This is a genomic window from Anaerocolumna sp. AGMB13020 (assembly GCF_033100115.1).
GTDB lineage: Bacteria > Bacillota > Clostridia > Lachnospirales > Lachnospiraceae > Anaerocolumna.
Window position 1 is genome coordinate 2,221,914 of sequence record NZ_CP136910.1, and the last position, 15,314, is coordinate 2,237,227.

The 15,314-nt window shown below is 34.0% G+C and carries 10 protein-coding genes and 1 pseudogene; all 11 read right to left on the reverse strand.

Annotated features, from left to right (window positions below; translation table 11 throughout):
• Positions 1-306 precede the first annotated feature (306 nt).
• Positions 307-708 carry a (deoxy)nucleoside triphosphate pyrophosphohydrolase gene (locus R2R35_RS08810; protein WP_317734134.1) on the reverse strand — a complete coding sequence of 134 codons (402 nt, stop codon included), beginning with the start codon at positions 706-708 and terminating at the stop codon, positions 307-309.
• Positions 705-3,713 carry a DEAD/DEAH box helicase gene (locus R2R35_RS08815; protein WP_317734135.1) on the reverse strand — a complete coding sequence of 1,003 codons (3,009 nt, stop codon included), beginning with the start codon at positions 3,711-3,713 and terminating at the stop codon, positions 705-707. Before R2R35_RS08815 ends, R2R35_RS08810 begins: the two co-directional genes overlap by 4 nt.
• 339 nt (positions 3,714-4,052) lie before the next feature.
• Entirely contained in the window at positions 4,053-5,216 is a 1,164-nt protein-coding gene (locus R2R35_RS08820) for an HNH endonuclease domain-containing protein (protein ID WP_317734136.1), read from the reverse strand.
• Between the two features lie 38 nt (positions 5,217-5,254).
• Positions 5,255-5,428 (reverse strand): helix-turn-helix domain-containing protein, encoded by a 174-nt coding sequence (locus tag R2R35_RS08825; RefSeq protein WP_317734137.1) that lies wholly within the window; start codon positions 5,426-5,428, stop codon positions 5,255-5,257.
• Positions 5,429-5,471: 43 nt separating this feature from the next.
• Positions 5,472-8,831: a UvrD-helicase domain-containing protein gene (locus tag R2R35_RS08830; RefSeq protein ID WP_317734138.1), complete on the reverse strand. Its 3,360-nt coding sequence runs from the start codon at positions 8,829-8,831 to the stop codon at positions 5,472-5,474.
• Positions 8,832-9,051: 220 nt separating this feature from the next.
• Positions 9,052-9,267: a DUF6462 family protein gene (locus R2R35_RS08835; protein WP_317734139.1), complete on the reverse strand. Its 216-nt coding sequence runs from the start codon at positions 9,265-9,267 to the stop codon at positions 9,052-9,054.
• 640 nt (positions 9,268-9,907) lie between these two features.
• Complete coding sequence (locus tag R2R35_RS08840) at positions 9,908-12,598, reverse strand: hypothetical protein (RefSeq protein WP_317734140.1); 2,691 nt, start codon at positions 12,596-12,598, stop codon at positions 9,908-9,910.
• 17 nt (positions 12,599-12,615) lie between these two features.
• The gene (locus tag R2R35_RS08845) at positions 12,616-13,665 is read right to left on the reverse strand and encodes a hypothetical protein (RefSeq protein ID WP_317734141.1); all 1,050 of its coding nucleotides are present in this window, start codon (positions 13,663-13,665) and stop codon (positions 12,616-12,618) included.
• A 229-nt stretch (positions 13,666-13,894) separates the two neighbouring features.
• A pseudogene (tnpA, locus tag R2R35_RS08850) lies at positions 13,895-14,322 on the reverse strand (IS200/IS605 family transposase).
• Between the two features lie 246 nt (positions 14,323-14,568).
• The gene (locus R2R35_RS08855; protein WP_317734142.1) at positions 14,569-14,862 is read right to left on the reverse strand and encodes a hypothetical protein; all 294 of its coding nucleotides are present in this window, start codon (positions 14,860-14,862) and stop codon (positions 14,569-14,571) included.
• 232 nt (positions 14,863-15,094) lie between these two features.
• Positions 15,095-15,304: a YdbC family protein gene (locus R2R35_RS08860; RefSeq protein ID WP_317734143.1), complete on the reverse strand. Its 210-nt coding sequence runs from the start codon at positions 15,302-15,304 to the stop codon at positions 15,095-15,097.
• Between the last annotated feature and the right edge of the window lie 10 nt (positions 15,305-15,314).

Sequence of the window (15,314 nt, forward strand, 5' to 3'; positions counted from 1 at the left end):
AGTGACAGTAACCTATAGCTATTATGAAAATAAAATAATTCATACTCAAACTTATGTAAAATATTTATCTGGTATTGTAGCTGCCATCCGTTAGATAATCATCGTATAAACAATTTATAGACAACCAGTAAGTTACCATAGTATTGCAGTAAGTGGCTGCTTCAGTCTTTTCAAACATCAAGTTTTAAAATAGAGTCATTGTATCTCTTAAATATAATGACTCTATACGAATGATGAACTAATTCCGCTATCTGATACAAGTAAAACTCACCTAGCCCGTTTTTTCAGTTAAAGTATTCCGCAGTCCTAAATATCTCTTCTAATGCGTTCAATAAGAGTTATATCTGCCGGTAACCATTCCACCGAATTCAATTCCTCTTTCCTCAACCACTTTGCATCTTTATGTTCGTTCAGGACAATATCACCTGAAATGATCTCTCCCCAGAAACAATCCATAGAGAGGTGAAAGGTCGGATAATCATATTCAATGGTATCAATCAAATCCCCTACTGAAATGTCTGTTTCAAGTTCTTCCTTTATTTCTCTTTGCAATGCTTCCTGCGGTGTTTCCCCTTCTTCGATTTTACCACCAGGAAATTCCCATCCGCCTTGATACTCTCCATAACCACGTTGGGTCGCAAAAATGACTGGTTCTCCTATTTCATTCACAGATCTAATCACTGCAGCTACTACTCGAACTATTTTCATCCTACTTTTACTTCCTCTTTCTTAATCTTACTCTGTAAGTAACGTAATAAATCTTCTCTGACTGCATTGTGCATTTTCATTTGAAATTTAGTTATATCACGTTCTTTCCCATTATTGTCTTTCTTACGTGCCGGTTCAACTTCTGTAACTTCAAACTGGCCCATATAGTAGAAACATGTTTCCGCATCACTTTTCTTCACAAAAAGATGTTTTCTTTGTGCTGTGGTAACATCCTTCACATAAGAACTATTAATTCCTCTTCCTATCTGAGAATCCCATCGAAAGATCATATTATCCTCAAAGGCATCTGCATAATCCGGCTTACCATCCACATAATTCTTATCTTCGCTTTCTTCTTTATGATAAGTTACAAATATAAATGCATCATCCTCTATACGCTTCATTCCATACATAGTAGATGATAAATCCTTTCCACAGTTCATCAAAAGGCTCACATCGCGCCTAGAGTATTTTTCATATAGTACAAATGGAGAATTCTTCGCCTGATCTACAGAATATTTTTCTTTATATCTTCTAAGCCCTACTTCTACGATATCATTTACTTGTTTATAAAATTCCTTGTGTCTCAAACGATCAGCAAAACCTTTAAGTCTCTTAAGCAAGCTATCTTCATCATAATATATAATATCAATATGACTGTACTTTTTAAGCTCGTCTTCGTTGCTCACAAATTTACCCTTAAGTACTTCGATCGCATTTTCAAAGGAATGCATTTCAATTTCATAGCCATAAGACATTCGGAACTCTTGTTTTATTTGATCCAGATTAATCACATCATTATCTAATAAATATTTTAATATTTCAAGCTCATATGGCCTTGCTCCACTGAGAATTGTCTTTGACAAGTACTCCAGAGTAATCAATTCTTGTTCCGTTACTTCTCCTAAATATAGCTCCTTCTCAACCGACTCCAAAAAGCTTTGATACGTCTTATATTCCCGAATAATTAGTAGTGGATCAATCTCTCCATTTTCATAGAAATCAAGGAGATAAGGTACTCTACCTATTTTATTTTTTAAAGAAATATAACTTTCTTTGATGATGGATTTCATACCCTTAATCTTATCAATGGAAGAAAAAATCTTATCCTTTGCAATCTCATCAAAATGAACCGTAGAAGATCCAGGAATTGTACTGTTACCACTAATCACATATTTACGAATAGTATCTGGATTATAAGAACGATCACCGGATAAGGCAATTGGTATCATAAAGTTATTGTTATAATTTCCAATAAAATCAAGAATAACAACATATTCTTTCTCTTCGGCTTTTCTAAGTCCCCTTCCAAGTTGCTGAATAAATACGATTGGCGACTGCGTAGGACGAAGCATAATTACCTGATTCACTTCTACAATATCTACACCTTCATTTAATATTTCAACAGAAAAAATATAATCCAGAGGTTGTCTCACTTCAGAAGACTGGTCCGCGTCCATTGCTAGTCTTTCAAATGCATCCTGACGTTCCTCCTCAGATGCATTTCCATTCAAGGCAATTGTTCTGTATAATTCCCCAGTTGCTGGATTTATTATCTGATTGAATTTTTCAGAGAGAATTTCCGATTCATCTATTCTGGAACAAAATATTAACCCCTTTACACGATCACCACTATATCCATAGTAATTAGCCTTCCTTATAATGTGTCGAACACGTTCATCTCCAACCAATTGATTAAAATCTTTTCCCGATATCTTTTTCGTGTTAATCTGCTTTTCATCCAACATAGAAATATCAGTAATTCCAAAATAATGAAATGTACAAAGCATATTTTCTTCCATCGCCTGTTGAAGACGGATCTCATATGCAATCTGATGATTAAATATCTCATAAATATTCTTCCCATAGGTTGCATCATCTCGTTTATCTGGTGTTGCTGTCATACCAAGCCATAGCTTTGGTTTAAAATAGTTCATCACCTTCTGATAGGTATCAGCAGACGTGTGATGCGCCTCATCCAAAATAATACAATCAAATGTCTTTGAGTCATACTTCAACAAATGTGCGTCTCGATTTAATGTTTGTATGGTAGCAAAAACATAATCACAGTTATATTCACTATATCCAGCTCCAACTAATCCCATGGAAACTGACTTAGCAAATACTTTTTCATAAGATTTTTTAGTCTGACGTGCAAGTTGTCCTCTGTGAACCAAAAACAAGACCTTTTTAAATCCCAACTCACGCATAGCAAATGCGGAGGCATATGTCTTTCCTGTTCCCGTTGCTGAAATCAAAAGTGCTCTTTCTTCGCCAGTTTCAATAATTTTTCTTAGGTTTGCAATAAACCCCACCTGCATATTGTTCGGATGCAATTGATATTTATCTATTGTTGATATTTCATCTTGTTTTGCAATTTTACGCTGATGTTTAATAATTTGATATCGTTCTTTATAGTTCTCGTAAAACTCATCATAGTTGAGTGCATATTTTGAGTTCCAAAGTTCCTTAAATTCTGAAATAACCTCAATCGCAAGCCCACCCTGGTCCGTAGATACCAGTTTTGTATTCCATTCTCTGTTACTTGTCAATGCTGACCTTGTTATATTTGAACTGCCGATAATAATTCGATAGATTTCTTCCTTTTTAAAAATATATCCTTTTGTATGAAAACCTTCTTTTGCAGCTTCAACATCATACATCTTAATTGTAATATTCTTAAGTCTATTTAATTTATCTAATGCCATTGGCTCACTGAAATTCAAGTAGTTGGTTGTAAGTATCTCTCCCGGAATATTTTTCTTCTCGAGTTCCTCTAATGTCTGAAGAAGAGGTGTAAGTCCACCCATCGTAATAAATGCCACACTAATTTGGAACTGATCGCATACCAAAAGCTCATCCTCAATGGATGAGATGACTTTCTTGCCTTCTTTGTAATTATTTGAAACAAATTGCGGCTTATATGCTAGATTAGATGAGAATGTTCCATCTATGTATGCTGTTTCAAATCCATTTCTTATTTCTGCTAATTTTTCATTTGTCATTTAACTAGTCCCCTTTTATTAAATCTGGTTCCCTTGTCTCCTTGATGGATCAATCATAGACTGGCTGTATGTTTTTTTCTAGTATAATATAGAATTCTACTTGGAAATTTTCTTTTCTATAAAGTTCTTTCTACCTTTGATGCGTTGCCAGGTAGATCGTTTAATGCCTAAGATACTGCTAAGATGAAAATGAAATTCTAAAACGGAATAACGTCAGTTTTGATTCAAATAAAAAGTCATCGACTGATTGAACGTCTTTGAATAAATAGTACACCTTTTACCCACTTCCTCAATAATTTCTGGTATTTTATCTCTGACTAGTTTATTATGTACTTTCATTTATGCTATGTTCCAGATTTCGTATCCTTGCCTCTTTGCAGAGTCATAAACTGGTCGCATATTCTTTTCTAAAATTCTATGAAACTCCTCCTTGGAATTCCCCACTCTGTACAGTTCCTGATTCGCCCATATGGAATGTAAATTATCTCTATAACATGCTTCATATAGTTTGTGAACTCCTGGCTTCTCTTGTATCAATGCGTATAAAATATACTGATTATCAGCAAATCTTCCAAAGAATAAATCCCACTGTGGAAGTTTGTTACTTTTCTTGGAATTCCATGATGAATCCATAGGCATCAAATTCCATAATTCATCATTCATCACAAAAGACCATGGAATAAAATGGTCCATATCATAATTCAATCGATCTATTTCTTCATTCTTAAACACATCCACTACTGGATGTAAATGCAATACAGCTTCCCAAAGTTTGCGTACATTATTAAGTTTTCTCATCTTTTCGTCCATTGGTGCCATTTTATACACTAATCCTGGAACATCCGGATTATTATTCTGTAGCCATTTAATTTTTTCTAATTGTATCCACCCCAATATAGCTACTGTACTATCTTGAATCATTTGAATCCAACCACTATTAAATATAATTGTTCGATTTAAGCCATTCTCACCATCAAATACATAAGGTAAAAGAATTTCAGATTGACTTAACTTGTTGTAATATGCCATCATTCTCCCTGCACTACTATTCAAGTCAATTTTCTCTGTTCCACGGTTGGCAAAACCTGACAAAGCTTTATACGGAACATTTTTTGTAAGTTCCATTTTATATACGCGTAATTCTTTATCCTCAGCATATTCTATAAGCTTATTCTTAATTTGAACCTTGTTAGCATTATTAGGCAAATTGCTTAATTTAAAAAGTCTAAGTACCGCCTTCTCAAGATTATCCTTTATGACACCATCTCCAAATAATCCGCTCAAATGAAGATGAAATTCAAGTACTGAATACCATGCATTTATAATCATCTCATCGATAATTTCTTCATATGTTGCTTGCGTCTTATCTTCTGCTATTAGTTGCACAATAGCTTCGAGCCAATAGAACTTATAGCAGAATGATGGATCCTTCATCATTCTTGAGAATCCCTCTATATCAAGAGTATTATAATACTTTTCATCAAGAAACAAATCATCCAACATTTCACCTTCTCTCAAAATAACATGTAATAAACTTAACTTTATTTCATTTTTTCTTTCCTTGGGTCTTCTGGTTTTTTAGAATCAGCAGGTATCAACCAAGTTTTACCCTTTATCATTGCACCGTCTAATCTTCCTTCTTTGCAATAGATGCCAACTCTTCTTTGTGATATTCCCCATTTTTCTGCAAATTCCGCTGTTGTTAAATATTCCATACTTGTCCTCCATAAAATCAACAACAAACAATAATTTATGTCTCTAGTCCTTTTTATCATCTTCATCAAAGATTTCTCTATTTGGATCTTCCAAATAATTCTTTAAATCCTTAATCTGTTTCTTTGTTATACACTCATCAAAATGATTACCATTGTACGTCGGATGAAGCACCGGATATTTTGCCTTTGTCTTTAGCAAATATTGATTGTTTATCATCCACTGAATAACTGCTCTCATGTCGTCTCTACTCATACCAGAATAAATTCCATATTCTGCTACTTCATTTAATTTGTGCTTAATGATCTGTTTACTTTCTCCACCACACAAAACAGTAATTAGTATAGAAATTCCAAAATAGTAGTTTTCACTTATATGACCTAAGCATGAACTAACATTTTTTAAAAGATCATATAAATCCTGTTCTCTATAACACTTATTCTTGTTGCTTATCTCTTCTTCTATTGGTTTTTTAATCTTTTCTATTGATACTGATTGCTCCTTATTTTTTTCTTCTAAAGGAATCTCTCTTACTGCTGAAACGAATGTTTCTGTGAAATTAGTTTCAATATTTTTCAGGGTAAGATATTCATTTGTACCTATTGTGTTATTACATCCAGTTTTATCATTTTTATAGTTTGTGCATCCCATGAAATACCCATTTCCTGCACTTTTTGCAATCAAATATCCATCTCGGCATTTGTCACACTTCATTATTGCAATTTTCCCAGCTTTAATATCATTTGTCATAAATCCGCACATTTCCTGATCATTTGTGCACATATAAAGCTTTAGGCCATATGCATTCTTATATCTGAACTGCAAAGGATAATCGCAGATAGGGCATATCTTTCTTGTGGAATTCTGCTTTATTTCCTCTTCGTTCCACTTCCCCTTCAGTACTACACTCTTATAATCACGCTTAATTTCAAGCAAGAACTCTGACGGATTTTGTTCCGGTGCAATAAAATAAACTCTATTTTTAGTTCTTGTCATAGCAACATAAAACAATCGTCTTTCCTCCGCGTAATCTATGGAGTTATCTCCCTTAATAACGAATGAAAGAACTGGATCATCCTCTATCTTAGATGGGAAGCCATAAGTCTCATTTTTTCCATTAACAACAATAACATTGTCATAACCAAGTCCTTTAGCCATATGAACAGTCATAAAAGTAATATCCAATTGTGGGTACTTTACTGAATTTATCTTATTTCCCCTTGCTTTATATTCAAATAATCCTGAACGTTCCAAATAGTCTCCATCAAAACCATATCGACCCAGTAAAAGAATAGTTCCATTTTCTTTTTTCCCTGCTTGTTGGTTAAATTCTATTATCTGATCAAGTGCAGTTTCAACTGCAGTTGCAGTAGCATACAAAACTCCACCTCTTCTATCCTGACCTCTTTGTTTATATGAATTATCATAGGTATAGATAATAACAGGGTCTTTTATTTTCTTTGGAGAAATAAGCTGCTTCTCAATTTGAACAGGATTCTTTTGAATAAAATTGCCGGCAATATCAATAACATCTTGTGCATTTCTGTAAGTACGGACAATCTTTAAAAGTTTTGCATAACCCATTTTTTCTTGGAATTTTGTAAAAAGAGAGATATCAGATCCACTAAATGCATAAATTGATTGCCAATCATCCCCAACCGCTATAATTTTACCGTCACACACTTCTGAAAGTGCTGTTGTTAAATCAAATCTCTGCCTTGAAATATCCTGGTACTCATCAACGATAATATATTTGAAATGAAGTTTCTCCTTCATCTCCTTAGCTCTTCTTAATACACGGGCAGACTCATTAATCATGTCTTCAAAATCAACTGCATTATTTTCCTTGAGATATCTCTGATACTCGAGATAGCAGTCCTGACAAATATTTATGAATAATCTTGATCTAACGTTTGTTGTAGAATGATACATTCTATCAAACTCATCCGAATCAAATCCATTTGTCTTGAAGTTTGTAATAAATCTACATATAAGATTTACCAACTTTCGTACATATCTTGATTCCTCTGAGGAAATTAGTTTATCCATAATCTCCTTGTTAGATCTTGGTGTTAACTCAAATCCGGCACTTTCAAGATTTTTTTGAAGATGCTTCAACAAACTATGCTTATCCTTATACTCAGAGAACGTGAAAATCAATGTTGTCCCGTGTTCACGATGTAACCTTACCTTATCATTCACACTAAGCTTATATCTCTTTAATTCTTCTTCTGAAAATCTACTATTCTGTCCATCCTCAGTGACTCCAAAATGTTCAATATACGCTACCTTCTTCCCTTGTCGAATAATGAAATCGGGTGTATACGGTTTTCTTGAAAATGTAATGTTATATGGATAGATTGGCTCATATTCATATTCAATATTGTTCAAATACAGAAAATTTGCAATTTGCACTTCCTGATAAGATCTAAGAACTTCATTCTGAATAGTAACCTTCTTCTTTGTTCTGGCATCAACTACTTCACGTCTGAATTCATCCAATTCACTACGCATTGTAGTATAATTTGCCTTAGCTGTTTTGTTAAAAAACTCGTTCAAATCCGCCCCTTCATAAGGAGCCTCAAAATATGATGCAAAGAACATAATAAGATTATTAACTAAACTCTCATTTGTAAGAATAGCTTGTTTAAAATAATCCTGTAACAAGAAGTAAAGTTTAGAACCATCAAAAATATTCAAAGGTTCTGGATCATTTATTCTTAGAATAGCATTGCCAGTTGAATGGAATGTAGCTATTGGGCAATCTATATATAAATCCTTATTTATCTTCTCTCGAAGTTCTCCTACCGCTTTATTTGTAAAGGAAATAACTAGAATATCTCTTGGCTCTATCCCCTTCTTTTCAACCAGAAATTTGACCTTAGCTGCAACTGTAGTTGTTTTTCCAGCACCAGCTCCAGCAATTACAAGGCAGTAGTCTTCATCTGTAAGAATGACTTTTCGCTGATCCTCGTCAAGCATAATTACAGGGTCAACATCCTTCAGGATATTGTCTAAATACTCTTTTTCAGAAACAAGTGTCGTACTAATAAATACATTATTTGCTTCATCTACTTTTCCTTCTATATGATCGTATAATTCAATAGCATTTGTAACATCTCGTTCTGCAATACCATTTTGTGCACAATATTTTTTTAGCATTTTGCTATTCTGCAAAACCCTAAAAAAATCTATAGTTTCCTTATATGCTGGAATAATTGCTGCGTATTCACTTTTTGCAACATATATTATACCACTAAGCAATAGGTTTACTTCTTCATTAAAAGTCTTTATTTTTAAACATTCTTCACTTTGATTAATAGTTGTTTTTATACATCCCAGCTTTTCACCAAAACTAACTATTCGCGAAAAAAAGTCCATACCACCTTGAAAGAAAATGTCCACTCGCCTCCATTATGTTTTTTTATCATTCGAATTTTATTTCTAAAGACAATATATTTCTTAAATTATATTCCCTTATCCGAATATTTACAAGTTGTTTTTTTCAAATAAGAATAATATGGAAACACATATCTTTGATACCATGCCTTAAAATCATTGATGTCTTTTTTACTCCACACCTTCACCACTGTCTGCCATAAATATATTCAAATTTCATCCTCTTCTACTCCCTAAATGCTTCTAGATATTCATCAATCATCCTTGTATCAATCAGTACAATTCTACTTGCATGAATCAATGCATGCGTTTCCTCTGTCATATTACGGAATGTATTTACTCTAACAGAATATCTCTTGGCACCTTCTGCAACACGCAAATATCTTTTGTCTCCAATCATCTCCGGCTTAATGTTATCCGACAACACTCCTTTCTTCTTCATAAAACCATCCTTTCTGATGTTTTCATTGGATGGTGATAGGTCCGATAGGCAATGCTTTCGTGTGAGCATATTAAACAGTCATTCGCAGACGCTTTTTATCTTACTCATGTTGCGCTCGTAGTAATACAAAAAGGACACTTCTCTTCCCATTATCTGGGCTTTGAAATGTCCTAATATTTTTACCACATTTGACCACACGCTATTTCTCACATGTTTGTGATTTTATTTGATTGTTACTGACTTCATAGATTATGGCATCAGCTTTCATATCCTCCATAGAGGTTCATTATACTTCTTTAAAGCACTTAGAGATTCGTTGTAAATAAGAATGCTTTGGCGGTATATTGTACCAATTTGGTTTAATTTTCTTCTTATTTGTCAAGTGCCTTCATCGTCGGGAAATCATTCTTGATACTGTAAATCCATTTATATGTATTCATATCCTTATTTCTTGCATGTTCTGTTTGTTTTGCCAATTCATTATTCTCAACAACTCTTTATAAATGGTCGTAACTTTGTCGTAAGTTGGTCGTAATATTAATCTGTATCTTTTTGCTACCTCTTTTTCTATGCTTTGAATACTACTCGAGGATTGTCTTCATCTGTCCTTTATAATCTCACATAAGTTACCAACCAGTTCTCAGTTCATACACAAAATTGGATTTTCCATACCTCCTATAGCTTCAAAGCAGTGATTTGAGTAACCGATATTTTTCAAACCGTCTTCATCGCCCTGTTCTTCCGTTACTCTCTGAATCTCTTTAATCAAATCCTGTAGAGCAATAATATCAACATCTTTCGAATTTGTATACTTCTCACTTCCACAAATTATTCCATCTTCATCATATCGTATTCTTCCGTATGAAGTGCACTTCGCATCAAACTTATCTGATTTAACAATAACGATGCCTTCAGTTGTTAACCATAAATCTGTGTCATTAACTAATTTACTTAGTCCTCTTTCTTCTATCACTGCCAGAACATCAGATTTGAAATATCTATTACCGCTTATTCTATTTATATAATGTTCAAGTTCAGTGTCATTCAGCCCTCTAACAAACAGTCGAGATTTGTTTTCCCGTTTTATCAGCTTTGTTTCTCGGCAATGTTTTGCTATCATTGAAACAAGTTCGTTTCTTAATGAATTTTTGGCTTTCAGCTTATTATACTCATCATTTCCCATCAACTGCTCCAGAAGAAAATCTGACCTTATCTCACTGTCAGACTCATTGCTCGTAACAAACTTATCAGTAGGCAAAACAATATTGTTTTCATAACAAAACTGAAGCAACAAGGCCTCTGCGCTGCTTATATCATTCATATTGTTCAAGTTTTGTACTTTCTCCGTAATCATTTCAGTGAATGAATCAAGCATTTCCTGAGCAAAAAACATGAAAGTATATTTACCAAACAATTCATTCACAATTTCCTCTGTTTTAGCATTCGGATCTTGAATAGATAATCTAAACTTTTCTATTTCTTCCGCAGACTTGGAAATTGGCGATAGCAAATCCTCTTGCAGGCACTGATAATTAAACTTTAATAGCGGATTGCTTCTATCCTCTAGAAGTTCACACAATTTACTAAAGTATTCTTGAATAACCAAAATGTATTCTACAATTATATCCTGTTGCATCAAGCGTGATATAAACACTTCATTTTTGTCTCTTGCAACAAAGCTAGATATCTGATCTTTCATTTTGCTTCTACTTTCATATGTATCTTCAAAGCTTTTTTCATCATACTTAAATCCATCTATACAAGGAATACACTTATTGAAACGTATTGCATAAACCCTCGTAATCCCATTAAAGACAATTTCATATTTCTTTAAAAGGGAAAACTTCTGTATGTATATAAACTGCTTTTCCAATTCCCCTTTATCCGCATTTACGTCAGAAGGCATCGGAAAAAGATACTCAGCCGGAACTCTTTTTTTGAGTACCGAATAGTTCCATCTCGCATCAGCCCTATTAATATTATTAAAGAATTGATGCACGTAAAGACTACTTAAAATCTGTGCGTTCATAATTCGATTATAGTCTTCATTTACAAGCATCTTAAGATATTTCTCAGCCAGATCAGCTTCTCCAAGTTTCATATAAGCGAATATACATAGTTGCAATACTTCTAAGGAGTTACCCGCCTTTTCTGCAGCTATAGCTAATCTCATCAGTAAATCTTCCTTGTTAAATGTACCCATTTGAAGTAACAACTCAACGTATTCAAGTTCACACATTGAAGCAATTTTATCTTCTCGTAAAAGACCATATTGATTACAAGCTTGATAGTTTTCAAAATGATTTTTTGCTTTTACTCTGTATTCATTTTCTACATTTTTTAGATCTTCTATTTCAAGCCTAATCATAGAAATTTCTTTATAAATATGAGCATCATCATTTTCGGCAGACTTTGTCCTACATGCTTCTATTCTATCCAAATCTGCAGATCTGATAATCGCTTGATTATGGGCACTTATAGCTACCAGATTAGCCGTATGCCCAAATTGGTACCAGAATGGAGGATATGCCATAAAACTATCGCTAATTGCTTCAAGCCTTGCATATCTCCTATCGTCATCCGGATCCATTAATATGGCATTGTACTGATGTATCTGTCGCTCCGATAATCTATATTTATCCTCGAATCTATAGTGTTTTGACAACCTCCAGGCAGTATCAAACAACTCTCTTTTTAGTCCATCAAATTGTTCAATGGCAGACTTTTCAAGTTGCCACATTTCTCTCTCATACACTAATTTATTCTCTGCCTTCTGTTTTCTATAACTCATATAAGCAGTTCCAACAGATGCAGTAATACTAACAGCCATCATTGCAGGACCCTGACTTAATCCCGTAGCAATCAATGCACCAACATTAGGAACCGCGGACCAAACCGCATTTTTCATCTTTTGTTGATAATCACGTTCAACAAACTCCCGCTCTTTTTGATCTATTTTAAAGAATGTAACCGTATTAAGAATCTGCTTAAGGATATCTAGTAGAGCATCATTATCTGGCATATTCTGGAGATTCAGGTTATTTAAAATCATGTCATATTCCTGCTCCATTACATTCAAATCCATATAATCAATTATCTGTGTCACGGAAACTGTGCATAGATTAAGTGCATACGCTGCCATTAAGGGCGTATTTATCTCATCTTCCATTATTATTTCTGATCCACCTACTTTTTCATCGGTGTCTTTAAGCTCGCTTCGCTCAGCTACAACCAACTGTGAATATGTATCTAGATTCTTCTGAGACTGCTCCAAATTATATTGCGTTTTTTGAAGCAAATCAAAGCGTTCCTTTCTATCAAACAATCCCATATTCGTTTCCCTCCATCTTAAATATTTCTTTTTGATATCGATATAGTCATCATTATTGGCAAATGGTCTGATATCTTTTCTCGATACGCCTCATATTCATTACGAAAAGGATTTCCCGCCGAATCTTCCATTGTTTGATAAATTACTTGATAAACATCTGGCGCATCAATTCGTTTACTCTTTATGCCTATACTGTCTTCCATCCTTGCTTCATATGAAAAATGGTCATAGTTATTTGCTAAATTGTTCTCTCCAAAATAAACCGCATCTGGGTCCTTTCGAGATTTGCCTCGAATGGTAGTTTTTTGTTCTTGTATGGTTTTTATTACATGCTTTCCGTATTCAAATCTTTGAACATCTAATGGCATAGTTGCTCTTTGATCTAAGGAATTCGACTCCATTAAACACATATTGTAATCACCAAGAATAAAAGTTAGAACCTGTCTCGTACCAATACCAGAAGAGTAAACTCTCTGATATATTTCATTTGCTAAAACTTTATACTCTCTAATTCTTTCCTCAATATCTGTTGTAGCCGAATCTTTCTCCTCAAAAGAAACATCTTCTATTGGAGTCTTTTTAAAAACTATATGAGTGTTAATTAGCCTGATTTCCGTATTACAGCTTTTAATCACAAATCTTCCATAAAAAGGGGGCCTTATTACTTTTCCCCCATTCAAATATATGTCTGGTTCACTGGTTTCCCCTCTTTTATTAATAGGTAATCCCACCCTGTTTTTTTTCCATATAAATGCATATCCTTCTTCTGCACTTTTACCGCCAACCTGTGAAATAGGTTTTGCCCATCGACTTTCCCAGTTTCTTGTTTCACAGAAATATCGATCTCGTGCGTTATTCGCCGAACTTCCCCCTTCACATATTATCGATCCATCTATACAAATCATTATTTCCTTTAATGCTTCTTTATTTGATATCTCTTGAACAGCTACAATATCTATGCGATTTGATTTAATTAGTTCTCCTATTTTCTTTAAATCCTTTTTTAGCATTGAATTTCGGCCTAATTTTTGGATATTAAATGAACCTACTCTATAATCAGATGCCATGCTATTTTCCTCCAGCATATTTTTGCTTATCATTCCAGAGAATACTCCGTTAGATGTCCATTAACAACACCTGCCTACTTTGCTTTTTCTTTTGACTTAATATAATAAATGTGATCAAAAATCTAAGTCATCAACCACCAGTTCAACTGGTGGTTTGAAATTAGCCCTCAAAAGGGCTATGTTACTGCTCGCCCAAGAGGGCGGTATCGAAAGCACTTATACTGGTCCGCTATAAAGCGGTACTTCTTGAATCTTCTTTTCTAGATTCTTCTGCTTGCTCTTTTATATACTTTTGAACCGCTTCATCTGTTATATTACCAATTGTTTCAACATAATATCCTCTAGCCCAAAAGACTTTATCCCATTTGCTCTGTAACTCTGGATGTCTATCATAACCATTAATGTACTTTTACCTTTTAAGTATCCCATAAAATCGGAAATACTTATCTTTGGTGGTATTGCCACACTTAAATGTACATGGTCTATACATACTGCCCCTGCTATAATATCCACATTTTTGTACTTGCATAATGTGCTTATTATTTCTCTAACGTCATCTCTGACTTTCCCATACAACACTTTCTTTCTATATTTCGGAATAAATACAATATGATATTGGCATTTCCATTTTGTATGTGATAAACTTCTATTGTCCATATGGACCACCTCCTGCGATTAAGTTTGGCTTGCGACACCATTCTTAATATATCACAGGAGGTTTTTTATTGAAATCCTCACCGTCTTCAACTATTCCATTCTCCCCAGCATAGCTGGGGGATTAGCATTTTCATTTATTATCCTCTTTTGTTCGTTTATTAATCAAAACTCTACTCGCATTTTAGTGAACTTTAGTGTTTCAGATATACTTTGGAAATTCATTATAGTATGAACAACCTTTTCAATTTATTTTCTTTGTAATGCCCCTTTCTTTTCAGGCACCGTACTGACGTCAATGTCACTCATATCTGTGAAATAGATTAAGAATTCATTTTCCAATTTTTCATCCTCAGTACCTTGTTTTAACTTTGCAATATCTTGTAGTATTTGAACAGCTTGTTCATCTTCAAAATATCTATGTAATCCCGTACTCCATTTGGGTACATCCGGTTGGTTAGTATTCGCATAGTACTTCCAAAAAAGCATTTTATGAGCTTCTTCTGGCGAAAGTTTAATTCGATACTTTGATCTTGTAGTCACATAACCCTCGTCCAGAGATCTCCTTCATATGTCTGATCAACAAGAAATACCCCAAAATGTATCTATTATTTTCATCAGAATTTGGATCACTAATAAAACAATATCATTATTTGGAATATTTTACAATATTTTATCAAATATCCCATCTGTTACCTCCACCTCATGATGTTCATGAAACATGTCACTGTGTACCTTATGCTTTAATTATACAAATTATCAATATAATCATTCTTTAATACAGAAGCTCTTTCAACTTATCTACTTCTTCCTTCGTCAGCGTAACCCCTTTTCCCATCTTTTCATGACCCGGAGCCCACTCACGAATATCATACTTTGGAGCCGCATCATTCCAGCTGATGAGATTCAATTCTTTTCTCCAACCCTTTGCGTTTTCTGATAAAACTCCGATTTCTTCTATTATTTCATATTTAATGTCAGCCATAATACACCTT